Raw genomic sequence first — 19013 nt, forward strand, 5'->3', positions numbered from 1 at the left:
GTAGGCAACTTCTTCACCTACATCCACCCCTGCACACCCATGTAACGAGTGCCGGACGCTTTCCGAAATGGCACGATTCCAGGCTGAACCCCTGTTCCCCGGAGACCCCGCCCGTGAATCGCATCCTCCTCGCCGCCGCCCTCTTCCTCGTGCCCGCGCTTGCCCTGGCGGACGCGGACCCTCGCTTCGCCAAGCTGCGTGACGAAGCCGAGCCGCTGGGCGGGCTGGGGACCTTCCTGGATAAGTTCGTGGGCGCGTGCGACGGCCCCTTCGTGGACTCGCAGTGCAAGGCCAACGCGGAGGCGTTCCGGAAGAAGTACCAGGGCAAGCGGCTGTACATGATCGTCACCGAGGACGACGCCACCATGCTCACCCCGGGGCCCTATTCGCTGGGCACGGGCGAGTACAGCATCAACATCACCCCGTTCTTCCCCGGCGGCAGCTCGGCGCTCACCCACGGTGCGCCCAAGAAGACGGACGGCAACGGCAACCCCATCCTCCCCTACCTCACCGTCACCGGTGACATGCCGGCGGGGTGGAACCTGCAGATGTTCAACCGCCTCTTCTCCGCGCGCTCGGTGCGGGCGCAGATTGTCTTCACCCCGCAGAGCGTGTGGACCCTGCCCAAGAAGGGCGGCGGGAAGAGCCACGGCGTGACGGCGCGCATCGAGGCCATCTTCATCACCGAGGCCCGCAGCGGCCAGACGATGGGCCTGTGGCTCAACGGCAAGGACGCCAAGAAGCGCTAGCCGGGCGTCACCTCACCGGGCGATGGCGATGTACTGGAGCGCCTCGCCCCGCTTCACCCGCAGGAGGATGCTGGCCCCGGCGCTCCCCTTCCCCAGCGCCGCGCGCACCCCGGCCACGTCCTTCACCCGGCGGCGGTTCACTTCCGTCACCACGTCTCCCGCCCGCAGGCCGGCCGAGTCCGCCGGGCTGCGCGGCGTGACGCCCGACACCAGCACCCCGGACCAGGCCGTCTCCCCCAGGGGCGCGGCCACCTCCGGCGTGAGGTCGCGGATCACCAGCCCCATCTCCTCCTCGCTGGCCGTCCGCTGGATGAGCCCCTCGGTGGCCTCCTGCGCGGGGCGCGCCACCAGCCGCACCGTCACTTCCTGCGTCTCGGTGCCACGCGTCAGCGACAGGCGCGCCTCGGTGCCCGGCGCCAGCAGCGCCACCTTGCGCAAGAGCTGCAGGTAGGAGCCGATGGGCCGCCCGTTCACCGCCACCAGCCGGTCTCCGGGGCGGATGCCCACGGCCGCGGCGGGGCTGCCCTTGTAGACGTCCTTCACCAGCGGGGCCCGGCGGTCACCGCCACCATTGCTCCCGTCGTCGTTGATGACGACGCCCAGCCACCCACGCTCCAGCTTGCCGTTCTCCCGGAGGTTGGGCAGCAGCTCCTTCACCAGGTTGCTGGGGACCGCGAAACCAATGCCCTGCCCCTGACTGATGATGGCGGTGTTCACCCCCACCACCTCCCCCTTCATGTTGAAGAGCGGCCCACCGGAGTTGCCGGGGTTGATGAGCGCGTCCGTCTGGATGAAGTCGTCGAACTGGCCCACGCCCAGTACGCGCTCCTTGGCGGAGATCATCCCGTGGGACACGGAGTGGTCCAGGCCAAAGGGGTTGCCAATGGCCACCACCCAGTCGCCCACCGCCATCCGGTCCGAGTCCCCCAGGTAGACGGCGGGCAGCTTGCCCAGGTCCACGCCGCTGAGCCGCAGCAGCGCCACGTCCGTGGAGGCATCACGGCCCACCACGGAGGCGGCGAACTCGCGGCCATCCGCCAGGCGAACGGCGATCTGCTGCGCGCTGGCCACCACGTGGTTGTTGGTGACAACGAGCCCGTCGGGCGTCAGCACGAAGCCGGAGCCGGTGGACTTCTTCATCCCCTCCAAGCCACCAGCCCGGGGCCCCACGGTGGTGATGTTGACGACGCCCGCCTCCACCGCGCGGATCAGCGGCGCCAGCGAGGACGGGGGCACGAAGTGGGGGATGCCCGGGTCTCCCTCGGCGCGCTCAAGCCACAGGCCCAGGCTGCCCGTCTGCCCCTCGACACCCGCGGCCTGTGCGGCGAACCACGCGGCATGCTCCCGGGCCCGCGCGGGAAGCCACGCGTCGAGTGGACCCTCGGCGGCCGCCGCAACCGGGACGAGCGCCAGCACCAAACACAGGGAGAAGAATCGGGAGAGCACGGAGAGGCAGCTTACACGGCGGACCATGGTCGAGCGGGCTCAACAACCTGGCCCGGCGCCCCCTTCCCCTGACGGGGGCGCCCTGGACGGCGGCGTCAGGCCTGGACGGGGGCGACGTACTTCGCCACCTTCACCCGGGCCGGACGGATGATGCGGTCCTTCAGCCGGTAGCCCGCACGCAGCTCGGCGACGATGCGCTGGTCATCGTCCGGAGTGGCGGTGATCTCCATGTCCACCGCCTCGGCCGTGTTCGGGTCGAAGGTCTGCCCGACGACATGAAGGCGCTCGATGCCCGTGGACTGCGCCTTGCGCAGGAGCCCGTCACGAATCATCCGGACGCCCTCGGCCAGCGGCGTGGCGTCCTGGGCGCTGACGGACAGGCAACGGTCCAGTTCGTCGATGGCCTCCAGCAGCGTGACGGCCACGTTGCCGCGCTCCACGTCCAGCATGCGCTCACGCTCCCGCGTCACGCGCTGCTTGAACTCCTCGCGGTCCTTCTCCGCGGGCCTGCACCGCGCGGACGGCGGTGTCGAACTTCTTGCGGAGCGTCTCCAGCTCCGCCACCAGCCGCTCCCGCTCCGCGTCCTGCCCGGGAGCCGCATGCTCCTCCCGAGCCTGCTGCTGGGAGGAAGACTCCTCGGCGGCGGAAACAGGCCCCTCGCCGTTGGCGGAGGGGGGCTGCTGGGGGGATTCGGGGGCTGCGTCGGTGCGGGTGTTGCCGGCCATGTCGAACCTGAGGCGATGGTGGGTGCGCAGTCTCGCGCGAGAGGTAGGGAGCCACTGCTGCCCGGAACCTAACCGCGAGAAGGCCCCTGTCAACGCGGGAGCGAGCTAGTGCTCCTGCGGCGCGGCGGGAGACTCGGCCATGAAGCCGTGGTCCACCTGCCCTGTCACCTCGTCGATGATTTCCACCTGGGCGGCCCGCAGCGAGTAGTAGAGGAGCCACCGCTCCGCCGCCGTCAGGGATCCCGCCGGCAGGGCCTCCTCAATCTCCTGAACCGTGAGCCGTCCCTCCTTGAGCCCCTTCGCGAAGAGGGCCTTGCGGGCGATGTAGCTCTTACCGATCCTGTTCTCCACGGCGACGCCTCCTTTCCTCTGAAGATAATTTCGCCCACCGCTCGCCGCAGGGCGTCGTGGTGGCGGTGGGCTTCGGGACGGCAGGAGGGCAGGCGCCCAGCCAGTCGAAGTCTCAGGAGTCGAGCGCGTCCGAGTGCTGCGTGGGCGGCGTCTGGTCGTCACTGCCCCCGACGTCCACCGGGTGCGCGGAGATGACCTGACGCGCCTCCGGGTGCAGCAGGCCGCGCTGCGCCAACACCTTGGGCCCCAGAATCGTCACCATGGTCTCCTCCTCCACCACCTCCACGGCCAGGAGCCGGGCCGCCAACGCCTGGGCCCTGTCCTTGTGAGTGGTCAGCACCTGACGGGCCCTGTCGAGCGCTTCACTGACGAGCTTGCGCACCTCCTCGTCAATCATCCGCGCCGTCTGCTCGGAGTAGCTGCGCGTCTCCGGCACGCCCGCCGAGCGGAGGAAGCCCGGGCCATGCTCCGCGCTCAGGGCCACCGGCCCCAGCGTGCTCATGCCGTAGTCCCGCACCATCATCCGGGCCATTTCCGTGGCCTGGCGGATGTCGTTGGACGCGCCGGTGGAGATTTCCCCGATGAAGATCTCCTCCGCGGCCCGGCCGCCCATCATCCCCGCCATCTTGTCGCGCAGCTCGTCCAGCGACATGAGATAGCGGTCCTCCAGCGGCAGCGACATCGTGTAGCCCAGCGCCGCCAGACCGCGCGGGATGATGGACACCTTCGTCACCCGCTCCGCGTGAGGCAGCATCCACCCCACCACCGCGTGGCCCGCCTCGTGGTGCGCGACAATCTCCTTTTCACGCTCGTTCATCCGGCGGTTCTTCTTCTCCAGGCCGGCGACGACACGCTCGATGGCTTCCTCGAAGTCCGCCCGCATCACCGCGTCGCGGTTGCGGCGCGCGGCCAGGAGCGCGGCCTCGTTCACCACGTTGGCCAGGTCCGCGCCCGCGAAGCCCGGGGTGCGCGAGGCAATGGCATTGAGGTCCACGTCCGGTCCCAACTTCACGCCCTTGGCGTGAATCTCCAGCACGCGCTCGCGGCCCCGCTTGTCCGGCCGGTCCACCAGCACCTGCCGGTCGAAGCGGCCCGGACGCATCAGCGCGCTGTCCAGGATCTCCGGACGGTTGGTGGCAGCCAGGATGATGAGACCCGCGCGGCTGTCGAAGCCGTCCATCTCCGCGAGCAGCTGGTTGAGCGTCTGCTCACGCTCGTCATGTCCACCGGCCACGCCCGAGTTGCGGCTCTTGCCAATGGCATCCAGCTCGTCGATGAAGATGATGCACGGCGCCTTCGCCGTGGCCTGGGCGAACAAGTCGCGGACTCGCGCGGCGCCCACGCCGACGAACATCTCCACGAACTCGGACCCCGATAGGCTGAAGAAGGGAACGCCCGCTTCACCGGCCACGGCCCGTGCCAGCAGCGTCTTGCCCGTACCCGGAGGGCCCACCAGCAGCACACCCTTGGGGATGCGCCCGCCCAGGCGGCGGAACTTCTCGGGCGTCTTGAGGAACTCGACGATTTCGCGCAGCTCGTCGACCGCCTCATCCACGCCGGCCACGTCATTGAAGCCCACGCCGGTGTCGGCCTCTGCCTGCACCTTGGCGCGCGTCTTCCCGAAGCTCATGACGCTCTGCGGGCCCTGCCCCATGCCGCCGGCCACCCGGCGCATCATGAAGCTCCAGAAGAGGAAGAAGAGGCCCAAGGGCAGCAGCCATATCCACAGCGCCTCGCCCAGCCCTGACTGCGGCACGGCCTCGAACTGGATGCCCTTCTGCTCCAGCAGCGGCACCAGCCCCTCGTCACCGGCGACGCGGTAGGCCATCCACGGCAGGGCGCTCGGCTCGCCGCGCAGCGTGCGCTCCCCGTCTGCCGGGGGAGGCGGCTGCGCCGTGTCCTTGAGGAAGCCCTTTACCCACTCGTTCGAAATCTGGACCCGGCTGAAGTTCCCGGCTTCCACCCCGTCGCGGAACTGGCTGTAGCTCACGCGCCGGACGCCCGCGTCCTGGAAGACGTTGCGGAACAGCAGGAAGCCCAGGACGAGCAACAGGATGTAGCCCAACGGTGAGCCGAACTTGAACCCCTTCCCCGTTGGCGTTGGCTTGTCTGTCTTCTTTCCGCGTGGGCCCATCCCAGGCGGCAAATCCTGTGGCTTCATCGTCGGCACGCTCGACCCTCCCCCTCCCCCGCACACGCGGACACCGCGACCGCGAGGCGTCTTCCCTAGCGGGCCAAAGATGTTCACCGTTGCCATACCGTCAACCCGCCAGGCGGGCTTCACGGCATGTGTGGGCCCTTGCGGCGAATCAGCGACACCCGATCAACCACAAGGGTTGGCCAGTGAACTCCGTGCCCAACAAATAGCCGTTGCCGTCTTGCAGGAAGGTGATGGCTTCTGCCTGGGCCTGGCTCCCGCTCGGAACCTCGACGAGCTGTCCTTGCAACAGGTCCTCCAGCCGCGCGGCGTCGGGGCGGCGCAGCTCGTACGCGCGCGAGTAGGTGCGCAGCAACAGCCGCTCACCGGACGGATGCAGGGAGGCCGAGGTGGTGGCCCGGTCCATCCCAAGTGGCGCCGTCAGCGTCCCCAGTTTCCGGGCCTGGATGGAGGTGTCCGCGCTCAGACCATCCAGCGCGAAGACATCTCCCAGGGTGTCCAGCGTCTTGGTGATGACAGCCAACCGGCCGGAGCGTGCATCGATAATGACCGACTCCGCGTCGCGGGGCCCGTCCGGGTACATGAAGGGCAGCACCTCCACCGGCACCGTGGCGTCTTCGAGCGCCTCCGGTTCTGGCAGCCGGTAGAGCCGCACCTGCTCCCGGCGCGCGAAGTTGTCGCCGATGTCCGCCAGGTAGACGCAGCTGCGCGACGTACCCTGGGCGCAGGGCCCCACCGTGACGTCCTCGATGTCGCGCGGGGTGGCACCGATGAGCACCAACCGGGCGAGGATGGCGCCCTTCGCGTCCATCGCGAACAGCTCGAAGCCGTTGCCGGAGTCGTTGTGCGCCCAGAAGGCGCCCGGGTGGCGCTGGCTGGCGGCCAGGCCGGAGAGCTCGGGCAGCACGTCGGGCACGGTGCCGGACTGCTGAGGCTCGCCGTAAAGCGTGCACCCCGGCACGCCCTGGGCCGGGACCTGGTTCGTCGCCTCGGGTGGAGGCGGCGCGGGCGGCGGCTTGGAGCGGGAGCACGCGCCCAGCACTCCGGCCAGCAACGCCAGGAGGAGACGGCGCGGCACGTCAGCTGTCCAGGTCGAGCAGCTTCGCCAGCGTCTTGGCATCCGCGTCCGGGAAGCGGTACGCGGACATCTCTTCCAGCGTCACCCAGCGGTGGTCATGCACGCGCAGGTGTTGAATCTTCTCCGTCGGCCGCGAGAGCCGGCAGTGGAAGACGCGGAAGTCGATATCGTAGTTGGGGTACTCGTGGTGGGTGTGCATGGCCTGACCCAGCACGTCCACCTCCACGCCCAACTCTTCCTGGATTTCCCGGGCAAGGGCCTCGGCGTCCTCTTCGCCCTCCTCCACGCGCCCGCCGGGGAACTCCCACAGCAGGGGCAGCGACGCGGTGGGGGGGCGCTGGGTGATGAGGTAGCGCCCCTGCTCGTTCTGGAGCATTGCACCGACGACACGGACCTGACGGCGGGCCATTCGCTTCTCCTCTTTCTGGCGGGACACCGGGGGGAGGGGCGAACTAACACAGCCCTCGCCCGGCGCCAATGCCGCAACCCCAGTCGCCCAGCCTGCGCACGTCCGTGCAGCCCGGCCACCCTCCCCCTGGGCCGCACAGTCGCCGCGGACGCCCGGGGGGCTTGCCCCGGCCGCCCGCCCCCCGGGCAGTGTTCGGGTCCGTGCGCCAGCGCACCGGCATGTGGTGAATTGGATGACGGGAACGCGAGAAGGCGTCATGCTCGCCCCATGACGACGAGTCGTAGGGAAAGGGCCGAGGTGCTCGGAGCGGCACTGAAAGCCGCCCGCCAGCAGGCGGGGCTCGGCATGGAGGAGGTCGCCGAGCAACTGGAAATCCCCGTGGAAGTGCTCGCTCGGGTGGAACGAGGGGTCATGGTGCCGACCATTCCCACCCTGACGCGCCTGTGTGTGATTCTGAAGCTGGACCCGGATGTGCTGCCCGAGCTGCCGGAGATGAGTGACTGACGTCCGGGCGTGGCTGTCCAAGCTCCCGGTCCCGAGCTCCCACGCCCATGCGCTGCCCCACCTGCCATCGCCGCGTGGCCGAGCGCTGTCCTCGCCACGGCCCGGTCGAAGCGCGTGCCCCAGGCTCCTTGCCGGAGCCTCCGGATGTGGCGGGCCATGTCCTGGGAGCGCCCTTGGGGCGCGGTGGGTTTGGACGGGTGTTCGCCGCGCGGCGTGAGGTGGATGGGCAGGACGTCGCGCTGAAGGTGCTGGAGCCGCTCGCGGGCGAACGGCTGGGGCGGGAGTTGGAGGCCCTGCGCCGCATCGGTCCCCCCGCCGTGCCACAGCTGCTGGGCGAGGCCACGACCCGCGCCGGTGAGCGGGTGGTCATCATGGAGCGCATCGAGGGCCCGACGCTGGCTCGGCGGTTGGCGAAGCTGCCGGGCGCCGGGGCCCTGCCCTGGGCCGATGCGGCCCCGCTGATGCGAGCCCTGGCGGAGGCGCTGGCCCAGGTCCATGCGGCGGACGTGGTGCACCGGGACCTGAAGCCGGAAAACGTCGTGCTGTCCGAAGGGCGGCTCGTGCTGCTGGACTTCGGGCTCGCGCGGCTGACGGCCCAGGATGATGGGGAGGGGCTCTCGCCAGGGCTCACTCGCACGGGTCAGCGGCTGGGAACCCATGAGTACATGTCACCCGAGCAGTGCCGGGACGCGCGGTACATCGACGCGCGCGCGGACCTGTATGGGCTTGGGGTCATGTTCTTTGAGTTGCTGTGTGGTCGGCCTCCCTTTGTCGGAGAGGCGGCGGCGGTGCTCCAGGCGCATGTCTCGCGGCGGCCTCCGGCGATACGGACGCTCGCGCCCTGGCCGGTACCCGCGGCGGTGGAGACGTTGGTGCAGCGGCTGCTGGCCAAGGCTCCCGAGGACCGGGGGGACAGTGCGCGGTCGCTGGCGGAGGAGTTGCGCGAGCTTCAGGGCGCTGGCGATGTGCTGGGCACACATGCGGTGTCCGGGGCCTTGGCGGAGAACCCGCGCCGCGCCACGGAGGCGTCCCGGACGGACGCAGGCCCTTCAACCGCCCCCACCCCAGACACCAGCCGAGCCACGCACGAGGTGGCGGTGCTCGGTGTGAAGTCCTCACTGGACGCACCGGCCTTGCAGGCCTGCCTCGCCGGAAGCGGCGGCATCCTCGCGCGCGTGGAGCCGGGCCTTTGCCTCTTCGCGTTCCCCCACGAAGTGGCAGTGGAAGCCGGGCTGCGCGCCGCGCTCCGGGCCGCAGAGGTGCTGAAAGCCGCCCTCCCCCCAAACGCAACGCTCGCGCTTCATTGCGCACCGCTGCGCATTCGTGAGCGTGCAGGTCGATTGACGGTGGGTGGCGCGGCGGTGGAGCGGCCCGAGCGGTGGTGGCCATCGTTTGAATCCGCCTCCACCACTGAGACCGTCGCACTGACGGCTAGCGCCCGAGCCCACCTGGGCGACCTGCCCTACAGCACGCCGCATGGGGCCGCGCTGATATCTCCTGACGTCCTCCTGGGCCGGGACACGGAGCGGCAGTGGCTGCGCGAAGCCCTGTCGCGCGTGCAGGCACACGGCGCGCCCGTGCTGCGCACCCTGCTGGCGGAAGAGGGCCTGGGCAAGACACGCCTGCTCACGACGTGGCGGAGCGAACTGGAGGGCACGCCCGGCGTCTCCGTGCGCTTCATCGAGGCGATCCCGGATGAAGGCAGCGCGAGCGAAAGCGGTCTGAGAAGTCTCATCAACACCGTCCTCGGCCTGCCATCTCAGACTCCCTCGGATGAAGCGCTGCGCCGGCTGCTCGCGGACGCGCGTCCCCCGTTGGATGTCGCCACCGTGCACCCGGCGGCGCGCAGGCAACTGGTGGCGAGGGCCATCGCAGCACACCTGTGGCGGCTCGCGGCCGCTCAGCCCCTGGTGCTGCTGGTCGATGACGCGCACACGCTGGACCCCACGGCCCTGGATGCACTGGAACTAGCGACGCTCTCTGGCGAGGGTGCCCCCCTGTGCGTGGTGCTCGCCGGCCGGCACCGGCTGCTAGGCCTACGCCCCTACCTGGGGGAACGCGCACGAGACGCCGAACAGCGAGAGCTTTCTCCCCTTCCGGAACACGATGCGCGCGAGCTGCTTCGCCAGTGGCTGCGCCCCGTAGACCTGATTGCCGAAGGCGTGTTGCGAGAGCTGGTGGAGCGCTGCGGCGGCTCGCCACTGCGCATGATGGAGACGGTGCGAGCCCTCCGAGGCGCGGGCGCCATCCGCACCCGTCCAGATGGGGGTGGCTACCTCGCCGCGGACGCGCTGAACGGGCTGGCTCCGGACCGCCCGGGCGCGGATGAACGGCTCGCCGAGCGCAGCCTCGCGGCCCTGCCCCCTGGCCTGCGCGCCCTGCTCCAGGTCGCGGCGCTCTTGGGAGACGACGTGCGGCTGGAGGAACTCACCGCCACGCTCGCCCACCTGGAGGCAGACCCGTCCCTGGACCTGTCGCTGGACCCGGGCGTCGCGCTGGAGCGGCTGGCACGCGCGGGCATGGTGGAACCCCGAGGGCCGCGGCGCTGGCGCTTCGAACACACCACCCTGCGCGAAGCCTTCACCGCACTGCTCCCTCCGCCCCTGAAGCGGCGCATCTGCACGGCCGCCTTGCGCGCCCTGCCCGCTACGCCCACCGCCCGAAGGGCGCGTCTGGCCGAGGCCGCCGGAGATTCCCTCCAAGCCACGTCCCTCCACTGGAACCTGGCCGAATCCGCTCGCCACGCGCACCGGCTCCTGGAGGCGGAACGGCACTACTCGGCCGCCCTGTCGCTGGTGCCGCGCACCGAAGAGGCCGTCCGGCTGGAGCTGCTGTCGGGACGAGGACGCGTGCGCTACCGCCTCCAGCGCATCGACGATGCCGTGGAAGACCTGCGCGCCGCCCGCCTGCTGGCCAAGGCCCACCGCGATGTGGTGCGCGAGGCGGACTTGCTGCTGGAAGAAGCCACCGCCCTCGACTGGCAGGACGACGCGATAGGCTCCACCGCGCTGCTGGAGCAGGCCCTGCACTGCCTGAAGGACGCGGTCCCCCCGGAGCTGGCCGCGCGCCATGCCCTGGCCCAGGCGCGCGTCTTCGTGCGGCAGGAGGACATCACTGGGGCCGTGCCCGCCCTGGAGCGAGCCGTGGAGGCCGCGCGGTCCGGAGAGGACTCGGAGACGGAGGCCATCGCCCTGGCCATGCTGGGCGCGATGCTGGCGTGGACCGACCGGCTGGACGAAGCCTCGCGCCGCTTCGACGAAGCCATCGCCCTGTGCGAGGCGACCGGCGACACCCTGCACCTGGGCGTGGCCCTCAACAACCGGATGGTGCTGCATGTCCAGCGCCGGGACGCGGCGGGCGCTCACGCGGACCTGGAGCGCGCGGTGACCCTGGGACGCGAGCTGGGCAACGTGCAGATTGAACGGACCTCCGCCTTCAACCTGGCGCTGCTGCTCGGCTACCAGGGCCGGGCCGTGGAGGCATTGCCCCTGGCGCGGCGGGCCGGCGTGCTCAGCCAGCGCTTCTTCCCCCGGTCCATGGCCCAGGATGCCCTGCTGGTGGCGCGCCTGTGCTGCGAGCTCGGAGACATGTCCGAAGTCGCACGTCAGCTCGCCTGGCTCGAGGAGCCGGACACGCGGCAGCGTCTGTCACCTTCGGACGCGCTGATGCTGTCCGTGGTCCGGCGCGTCGTGAACGAGGCTCGCGACGCCCTTCCCTACGGCGCCGATGCCTGGGCCCACCTGGTGGATGAGTCACGCCGGTTGGCCACGCCTGATGAGCGGCTGGAGATTCTCGTCTGGGCGGCACGCGCGGCTCGCAAGGCCGGAGACGCGGTGACGCTGCGGGCGCGGGTCGCGGAGGTCGAGGAGACCGCACGCGAAGCGCCGCTGTGGACGGACCGCGTCCGCGCGCTGGCGGCCCCGGCCGAAAGCCCCTAGCGGGACGGCCACGCCCAGTGCCGGGGCCAAGAACCGTGTTAGCACGGGGTGTCGCCGCAAAGGCACGGAGGGACGTCCCATGGCCGGTGGGCCCCCACGCGAACACGCCATATCGTTATATGGAGACGAACTGGAACCCGGAGCGCTGGTGGGCGACTGGGTCATCGAGTCACGCGTCCACGCGGGTGTGACCGCGTTGCTCTATCGCGCGTCGCACCTGTCCACCCGGGCTCCCGCCGCGGTGAAGGTGGTCCGTGCCGAGTTCAACCACGTCACCAACGTGCTCCGCCGCTTCCAGCAGGAAGCGGACACGCTCCGGGCGCTGCGCCATCCCCACATCGTGGAGGTGCTCGAGCATGGCGACCTTCGCGACGGACGCCCCTGGCTGGCCATGGAATGGCTGGAGGGCGAAAGCGTGGACCAGTGGCTCACGCGCCGAGGCCCCTTCTCCCTCGCGGAGACGCTGACGGTGATGGAGGAACTGGGCGCCGCGCTGCACTTCGCCCATGGCCGCGGCATCCTGCACCGGGACCTCAAGGCCCAGAACGTGATGGTCATCCCCCGGGCGGAGGGCTTCACGGTGAAGCTGGTGGACTTCGGCATCGCCCGCGTGGAGCCACCTGAAGGACTCTCCGGCCTGACGTCCGGCGGCGCAGTGCTCGGCACTCCCGTGTCCATGGCCCCCGAGCAGATTCGCGGGCAGGCCATGGACGCACGCACCGACCTGTACGCGATGGGCGTGCTTCTCTACCAACTCCTCACCGGGAGCCTGCCTTTCGAGGGCACCAGCGTGGTGGAGGTCGAGGAGCAGCACCTCCATGCGCCGCCGCCGCACCTGAATGAACGGGGGCACGCACCGCCAGCACTGGACGCCGTGGTCCAGCGGTGTCTCGCGAAGGCCCCTGGGGACCGCTGGCCGGACGTGCCCGCCTTCCTCGATGCCTTGCGCGCGGCGCTGGCGCCCGCCCCGGATGAGACGTGGGCCGTGGCTGTCTATGTGGACCTCCGCTTCCCAGTGGCCCTGGACGAGCACACCGACGCGGACCTGGATGCCAGGGACGCCGCGCTGGACGCGACGCTCACCGAACTGGAGACCCGTGGATGGGCGCTCGCCATGGAGAGTGGAAACGCCGTGCTCGCGTGGCGGTTGCTGCCTCCCGCGGCCGAGGCCCGTGTCCCCACATTGGTGGAAGCGCGCCATGTGGCGGACGCGCTGTTGCGACAAGCGTGTGAGGCCGCGGGTGACAGCGTGGAAGTCCGCGTCTATGCGCACGCGGCCCTGTGTGAGCTGAACACGGACGCCCAGGGCCTTCCGCGGCTGGCGGGCGGTGAGTTGCTCCGCCTGGAGTCCTGGGCTTCGGGAGGTACCGCGGGCGAAATCCTACTGTCGGATGCACTCGCCAGCCGCTGAGCGAGCTACGTCCGCAGCCGGTGCCGGCGCAGCAGGCGGTACAGGTACACGCGGTCCATGTCCGCGGCGGTGGCGGCCTGCGACACCTTGCCTCCGTGGAGCTTGAGGAGCGCATCCAGATACTCGCGCTCGAAGACCTCCAGCGCGCGGCGACGGGCCTCCGCGTAGGGCTGCTTCGGGTCCACCAGGCTGCGCAGCACCGCTTGCGCGCTCACCTCGTCGGCGTCAGGCGGCATGGCGTCCTGGAAGACGAGGCAACGCTCCAGGTGGTTGCGCAGCTCGCGCACGTTCCCCGGCCACGCGGCGTGCTGGAGCTGCGCGATGAACTCCGGAGTGCTCAGCGCCGCCAGCTGCTCGGAGCCGGCCCCGAAGGCCGTGAGGATTCGCTCCGCGATGAGGGGGATGTCCTCGGGCCGCTCCCGCAGCGCGGGGATGATGATGCGCACCACCGCGAGGCGGAAGAACAGGTCGGAGCGGAAGCGCGCCGCGTTCACCTCGGCGCGCAGGTCCCGGTGCGTGGCGGCGATGACGCGCACGTTGACGGGCTGGTACCCGTTGGCGCCCAGGCGGCGAATCTCCTTGTTCTCCAGGACGCGCAACAGCTTCGGCTGCAGCTCCGCGGGTAGCTCGCCAATCTCGTCCAGGAAGATGGTGCCGCCGTCCGCCTCCTCGAAGGCACCGATGCGGCGCTGGATGGCGCCGGTGAAGGAGCCCTTCTCGTGGCCGAACAGCTCGCTCTCCAGCAGGTTGCCGGGAATGGCGCCGCAGTCCACGGTGAGGAAAGGCCCTGAGGCCCGGGCGCTGGCCTGATGGATTGCGAAGGCCGCGCGGCTCTTGCCCGTGCCCGTCTCCCCCTCCAGCAACACCGTCGCGTCGCTCGCGGCGGCTCGCTCCATGAGGGCGAAACTGGCGCGCGTCACGGGCGACGAGCCCACCAGCTCACCGAACGTCGTGCGGTCGGAGATGAGCAGCCGGTTCGTCTCCGGGCTGAAGTCGAACCGGACGCTCACCCGGCCCAGGCGCAGGATGCTGCCGCCACGAAGGTACGCGTCGCGCACGTGGACCCCGTCGAGCACGGTGCCGTTTCGGCTGTCCAAATCCCGCAGGCGGGCACCGTCGTGGTCGACCTTCACCTCGCAGTGGAAGCGCGAGACGGTGGGCTCCTCGATGACGAAGTCGTTGAGCCCATGCGAACCGATGGAGAACGTGTCCGCGTTGCTGTCCTTGGACTGCCCAGGCTGCGGACCTTCGAGGACGGTGAATCGGAAGCGGCGAACAGCGCCCGAGCTCCCGGGCCTTCCTGTACCTGTGGGCCGCGTCTGCTGGACGGAATCAGGCCCTTCGGCTGGACGGCCCGCCCCCTGGGGTCGCTCGGTGTGACTCATAAGGGATGGACGCTATCACCGTGGACGTCACGCCAGCGGGCCCCGTGGCCACTTGACCTACCGGAGGCCCCATTCGACGACGAAGTCCGGCATGTCCTCCGCGCGGGACAGCCGGGCAAACGACTCCGGGCGTTCGTCCCCCGTCCACAGACCGACGAGGTCGCCCAACAGCCAGTGGGACAGTGAGCGCGCCACCCGCTGCACCCCGTCTCGCGGCACACCCGACAGCGAGCGCTGCGATTCCATCATCGCGCGCACCGTTCGCGACGGAACCACCCAGCACTCGGCCCGAGGAAACGGAGGCGCCAGGAACAGGCAGAACGCGGCATCGGTCCGCAGCAACTGCGCGTCCAGGTGCTCCCGGCCCAGCCGGAAGGCGGGCAGCCACTGGCCTTCTCCGCGCTGTTCGAGCTTCACCACCTGCACGGACACCACGCGCCGCGTGCGCAGGAAGTCGCCCACCGCCACGTCGAGGACGAAAGCCACCTCCACCCCCAGTCGCGCGGCGGCCAAAGGCGGAGGTACGGCGTCCGGAGCCGCCTCGCCGTCCACCGGGACAGGCTCGGGCTCGGGCTCCGGTTCACGGCGCCGAACCGTCATCGACAGCTCCCACGGCGAGGGCTGCCCCTGGGACATCAGCGCGGCGACGTCCGCCTTCACCCGCGCCAGCTCGGCGCGTAGCGCTTCGAGCAGGTCCGCCGCCAGCGTCTCGGTGTCCTCGCGGAAGCGCTCCGGATAGCGAGAAGAGAACTCCGCCTCCACTCGACCGAAAGCGCCCAGCAACAGCTCCTCCAGGTCCCGGTCACGCAGCCACGTCCGGCCGCCGAGCGGCACCGCGCGCGTCACGTGCAGGTGCCGCAACGCCTCCGTCAACGTCGCGGGGCCCGAAGCCTGTGAAGGCTCCACGGGGGCGCCCGGCTTCCCCTTCGCCGACGAGCCCTGGAACCAGGACTGGAGCGTCCGGACGCGGAGGCGAACGCGTGAAGACGGGTGCTCCTTCAGCCGCTTCACCTGTCTCCGGTCGGTCGCGGTGCGCACCAGCGCCAGCACCGTGAGCTCCGCCTCGGACGAAGCGGCATCCGGCGCGCACCAGAGGAAAAACTCGATGGCCGCCTTGCGCAGCACGGGCTTGCGCCCCACGCGGTCGGCGACTTCCTGACGCCACGCCGCCAGCTCGTCCAGACCGGGCCGCACGGCACCGGGCATGAAGCGAGGCCACAGCTCGGCACATTCTTCCGCCAGCCAGTGGAGCTGGTCGAATCCCGGCGCCCCCGGCTTGAGCTTCGACAGCGCGCGCTTGCGGCGGTCGAAAGCATCTGGCGCGCCCTTGCGCACAGCGGCACGGAACAACCGCTCCTCCAGCCACAGCAGCGTGAGCACCAGACCCGGCTCGCCCTTGCGCAGCGTGGCCTGGCAGTGGTCGAGCACGAAGCGCACGGGGCCCAGGTCCGCCGACGCCTCGAAGTCGCCGTTCACCAAAGCGCCCAGCGCCCCGCGCAGGCCGTCCACCGGCGGCGCATCGAAGCGCGCCAGCAGCTCGCACAGGTTCTCCACCACTTCGGGAGGACCGCCGACCTCCAGCGTGCGCGACAGCAGCAGCCCCGCCCGAGCGCACCAGTCCGGCTCCTTGCGTCCACCGGGGTAGCACGCCAGGAAGCCACTCATGCCGCTGCGGCCCTCCGGCGACGTCGCCAGCGAGAAGAGCCGCTCGGCCAGGACCTCCGAAGCTTCCCGCCACGGCAGCCGCGCGGCCCGTGTCCGGATGAACTCCGCCAACCGATCGCGCCCGTCCGCCGCCGTCGCTGGCATCAGCGCGCGCAGTTGCTCCAGCAGCGCGACAGACTTCGCGCCGGTGCCCAACACCTGACGCAGGTCCACCTCCACCGCGCCGTGGAAGCGCAGGGCCCGGCCGTCGAAGGTGCACGGCGCGTCGCCGACGAGGGACTGGAGCGCGTCCGGGTGCCGCTTCAGGATGCGCGTCAGCACCGTGGTGATGGTGGCCTCCGTCTCACGCCGCACCCGCGCGGCCGTGTCCGCGTCCCCCACCTCCAGCAACGCCGCCAGCATCGTCTCCTGCCGAGCCATCAAGCGCGGCAGCAGGCCTCGGGGCGGCGCGGCGTAGGGCCACAGCAACTCACTGCACGAGGAGAGCAGGAACAACAGCTCGCCGAGGGTCCGCTCGCCCTCGTCCAGTCGGCTCCAGGCCGCCGCTTGCGCCAGGGTGCGCTCATCCAGCGAAGCGCCTCGCACCCAGGCCGCGAAGGACTCGCGCCACTGGGCCGACGCGGTCATGGCATCCGCCGCGGGCGTCCCCGTCACCGTCTCATAGAGGGACCGGAGCGACTCCGGCCACCCGGTTTCATTGACGGGCTGCATGCTCTCTCACGCGCCTCATGCCACCGCGCCAGCGGGCAGGGCCCGCGCTTCTCCGGCCGGGGTGATGCTGATGATCACCGACTTCGACGTGGGCGTGCGGCTCTTCTCCGCGAAGCTGTTCACGGGGACGAGGACGTTGGCCTCGGGGAAGTAGGTGGCCGCGCACCCGCGCGGGATGTTGTACGGCACCACGCGGAAGCCACGCGCCAGCCGCGTCTCGCCTTCGAAGTGGCTCCGCAGGTCGACAAGCTGGTCCGCGGCCAGCCCCTGCGCCTTCATGTCGGCGGGATGCAGCAACACCACCCGGCGGCCATTGCGGATGCCCCGGTAGCGGTCGTCCAGCCCGTACACCGTGGTGTTGAACTGGTCATGCGTGCGAATCGTCATCATCAGGAGCTGACCCGGCTCCAGGGCGATTGGCTGCAGCGCATGCACCGTGAAGTGCGCCTTGCCACTCTTCGTGGTGAAGCGTCCCTCGCGCGGACCGTTCGGCAGCGCGAAGCCGCCCGGCTCCCGCACGCGGCGGTTGAAGTCGTCGAAGCCGGGGATGACGCGCGAAATCTGCTCACGGATGCGGTCGTAGTCCTCCACCAGCGTCAGCCAGGGCACGCGAGAGCGCTCCCCCAGCACCGCCGTCGCCAGCCGGGCGACGATGACGGGTTCGCTGAGCAGGTGCTCCGACGCGGGCGCCACCGAGCCCCGCGAAGACGACACCACGCCCATGGAGTTCTCCACGGTGACGAACTGGGCCCCACCGGCCTGAACATCGCGCTCGGTGCGGCCCAGGCACGGCAGGATGAGCGCCCGCCGTCCGTGGACCAGGTGCGAGCGGTTGAGCTTGGTGGACACGTGGACGGTGAGGCGCGTGCGGCGCAGGGCCTCGGCGGTGAACTCCGTGTCCGGCGTGGCGGAGAGGAAGTTGCCACCGAGCGCGAAGAACACCTTCACCCGGCCGTCGTGCATGGCGAGCAGCGTGTCCACCACGTCCATGCCGTGGTGCCGCGGCGGCTCGAACCCGAACTCCCGGGACAGCGCCGTCAACAGGGCCTCGGGCGGCTTCTCCCAGATGCCCATGGTGCGGTCGCCCTGCACGTTGCTGTGACCGCGCACCGGGCACAGGCCCGCGCCCGGCTTGCCGATACCGCCGCGCAGCAGCGTCAGGTTGACGATCTCCTGAATGCACGCCACGCCGTTGCGGTGCTGCGTCAGCCCCATGGCCCAGCAGAAGATGGTGCGCTCGGAGCGCGCGAGGATTTCCGCCGCCGCGAGCACCTGCGCGCGCGGCACCCCACTCCCCTCCTCGACGTCCTCCCACTTCACCGCGCGCATGTGGGCCGCGTAGGCCTCGAAGCCCAGCGTCTTGTCGTCGATGAAGCCCTTGGCCACCACCGAGCCGGCGTTCGCGTCCTCCATCTCGAACAGCGCCTTGGCGATGCCCTGGAGCAGCGCGGCGTCGCCGTTGATGCGGACCTGAACGAACAGGGAGTTGAGCGCCGTCCCGGGCCCGATGAGGTGCAGCACGTCCTGCGGGTGCTTGAAGCGGTTGAGCCCCGTCTCCGGCAGCGGGTTGATGCTGACAATCTGGCAGCCCCGGCGCGCGGCGGCCTCGAGCGACGACAACATGCGCGGATGGTTCGTCCCCGGGTTCTGCCCGATGACGAAGATGGCATCCGCCTTGTCGAAGTCCTCCAGCGTGACGGTGCCCTTGCCAATGCCCACCGTCTCGTTGAGCGCCGAGCCGCTCGACTCGTGGCACATGTTCGAACAATCCGGCAGGTTGTTGGTGCCGAACTGCCGCACGAAGAGCTGGTAGAGGAACGCCGCCTCGTTGCTGGTGCGGCCAGACGTGTAGAAGCTCGCGGCGTCTGGCGTGTCGAGCGCGTTCAGCTCCTCGGCCACCAGCGCGAAGGCTTCGTCCCAGGACAGGGGCTCGTAGTGCGTGGCGCCTTCGCGGAGCACCATCGGGTGCGTCAGCCGGCCCTGCTTGCCCAGCCAATGGTCCGTCTGGAGGGAGAGGTCCGCCACGCTCCATTGACGGAAGAACTCCGGCGTCGCCCGCGCGGCCATGGCCTCTTCCGCCACCGCCTTGGCGCCGTTCTCACAGAACTCCGCCATGGAGCGGTGCCGCGGGTCGGGCCACGCACAGCCGGGGCAGTCGAAGCCCTCCTTCTGGTTCACCTTGAGCAGCAGCTTCGTCCCGCGCACCACGTCCATCTCACCGTAGACGTGCCGCATGGCGGAGATGACGGCGGGGATGCCGCCCGCCACCGTCGCGACGGGCCCCACGGAAGGGCCACGGGCCTCCTCGGGAGGCTGGGCGCAGGGCGTTGCCTTCGCGAGCGCGGACGACGCTTGCGCGCCAGGCCCCTGTGCGTTCCGGCTCCCGTCGTCCATGGCACTCCCTCCAGGCATCGCGCGGCCGGCTGGCTGGCTGGTCGCGGCAGGGGACTCTACCGCGCTCTGGCCGCGCGGGAACGCTCAT

At 70.5% G+C, this 19013-nt stretch carries 14 protein-coding genes; 4 read left to right on the forward strand and 10 right to left on the reverse strand.

The window, feature by feature from the left end:
• The first annotated feature begins 113 nt into the window (after positions 1 to 113).
• Positions 114 to 749, forward strand: coding sequence for a DUF6066 family protein (locus tag OZ403_RS22535; RefSeq protein ID WP_140792867.1), 636 nt, complete (start codon positions 114 to 116; stop codon positions 747 to 749).
• Positions 750 to 761: 12 nt separating this feature from the next.
• Here the strand turns inward: OZ403_RS22535 and OZ403_RS22540 are convergent, their stop codons facing one another.
• The 7 genes from OZ403_RS22540 to OZ403_RS22570 form a co-directional block, all read right to left on the reverse strand.
• Positions 762 to 2222 carry a trypsin-like peptidase domain-containing protein gene (locus OZ403_RS22540; protein ID WP_174258860.1) on the reverse strand — a complete coding sequence of 487 codons (1461 nt, stop codon included), beginning with the start codon at positions 2220 to 2222 and terminating at the stop codon, positions 762 to 764.
• A 68-nt stretch (positions 2223 to 2290) separates the two neighbouring features.
• Positions 2291 to 2665, reverse strand: coding sequence for a nucleotide exchange factor GrpE (locus OZ403_RS22545; RefSeq protein ID WP_268781704.1), 375 nt, complete (start codon positions 2663 to 2665; stop codon positions 2291 to 2293).
• Entirely contained in the window at positions 2649 to 2921 is a 273-nt protein-coding gene (locus tag OZ403_RS22550; protein ID WP_268781705.1) for a hypothetical protein, read from the reverse strand. The genes OZ403_RS22545 and OZ403_RS22550 overlap by 17 nt, the downstream gene beginning before the upstream one ends.
• 105 nt (positions 2922 to 3026) lie before the next feature.
• A complete protein-coding gene (locus OZ403_RS22555; protein ID WP_140792871.1) occupies positions 3027 to 3272 on the reverse strand; it encodes an RNA polymerase sigma factor region1.1 domain-containing protein in 246 nt (81 codons plus the stop codon).
• Between the two features lie 112 nt (positions 3273 to 3384).
• Positions 3385 to 5406, reverse strand: coding sequence for an ATP-dependent zinc metalloprotease FtsH (ftsH, locus tag OZ403_RS22560; RefSeq protein ID WP_140792873.1), 2022 nt, complete (start codon positions 5404 to 5406; stop codon positions 3385 to 3387).
• A 175-nt stretch (positions 5407 to 5581) separates the two neighbouring features.
• Positions 5582 to 6508: a hypothetical protein gene (locus tag OZ403_RS22565; protein ID WP_268781706.1), complete on the reverse strand. Its 927-nt coding sequence runs from the start codon at positions 6506 to 6508 to the stop codon at positions 5582 to 5584.
• Between the two features lies 1 nt (position 6509).
• On the reverse strand, positions 6510 to 6917 hold the full coding sequence (locus tag OZ403_RS22570; protein WP_140792877.1) for a (deoxy)nucleoside triphosphate pyrophosphohydrolase: 408 nt from the start codon (positions 6915 to 6917) through the stop codon (positions 6510 to 6512).
• A gap of 267 nt (positions 6918 to 7184) precedes the next feature.
• Between OZ403_RS22570 and OZ403_RS22575 the strand changes: the two genes are divergently transcribed.
• The 3 genes from OZ403_RS22575 to OZ403_RS22585 all read left to right on the forward strand — a co-directional run bounded on the left by OZ403_RS22575 (position 7185) and on the right by OZ403_RS22585 (position 12770).
• Positions 7185 to 7421 carry a helix-turn-helix domain-containing protein gene (locus tag OZ403_RS22575; RefSeq protein ID WP_013940940.1) on the forward strand — a complete coding sequence of 79 codons (237 nt, stop codon included), beginning with the start codon at positions 7185 to 7187 and terminating at the stop codon, positions 7419 to 7421.
• A gap of 146 nt (positions 7422 to 7567) precedes the next feature.
• A complete protein-coding gene (locus tag OZ403_RS22580) occupies positions 7568 to 11359 on the forward strand; it encodes a serine/threonine-protein kinase (protein ID WP_268781707.1) in 3792 nt (1263 codons plus the stop codon).
• 148 nt (positions 11360 to 11507) lie between these two features.
• The gene (locus OZ403_RS22585; RefSeq protein ID WP_268781708.1) at positions 11508 to 12770 is read left to right on the forward strand and encodes a serine/threonine-protein kinase; all 1263 of its coding nucleotides are present in this window, start codon (positions 11508 to 11510) and stop codon (positions 12768 to 12770) included.
• A 5-nt stretch (positions 12771 to 12775) separates the two neighbouring features.
• On the opposite strand, the gene OZ403_RS22590 is transcribed toward OZ403_RS22585, so the two are convergent.
• The 3 genes from OZ403_RS22590 to OZ403_RS22600 are packed head-to-tail and all read right to left on the reverse strand — an operon-like array spanning position 12776 to position 18925.
• Positions 12776 to 14155, reverse strand: a complete 1380-nt coding sequence (locus OZ403_RS22590) for a sigma 54-interacting transcriptional regulator (protein WP_140855555.1) — start codon at positions 14153 to 14155, stop codon at positions 12776 to 12778.
• Between the two features lie 57 nt (positions 14156 to 14212).
• The gene (locus tag OZ403_RS22595) at positions 14213 to 16531 is read right to left on the reverse strand and encodes a hypothetical protein (RefSeq protein ID WP_268781709.1); all 2319 of its coding nucleotides are present in this window, start codon (positions 16529 to 16531) and stop codon (positions 14213 to 14215) included.
• Between the two features lie 15 nt (positions 16532 to 16546).
• Positions 16547 to 18925, reverse strand: coding sequence for an FdhF/YdeP family oxidoreductase (locus tag OZ403_RS22600; RefSeq protein ID WP_268781710.1), 2379 nt, complete (start codon positions 18923 to 18925; stop codon positions 16547 to 16549).
• Positions 18926 to 19013: the final 88 nt, after the last annotated feature.

Source organism: Myxococcus sp. NMCA1, from assembly GCF_026810205.1.
GTDB classification, from domain to species: domain Bacteria; phylum Myxococcota; class Myxococcia; order Myxococcales; family Myxococcaceae; genus Myxococcus; species Myxococcus xanthus_A.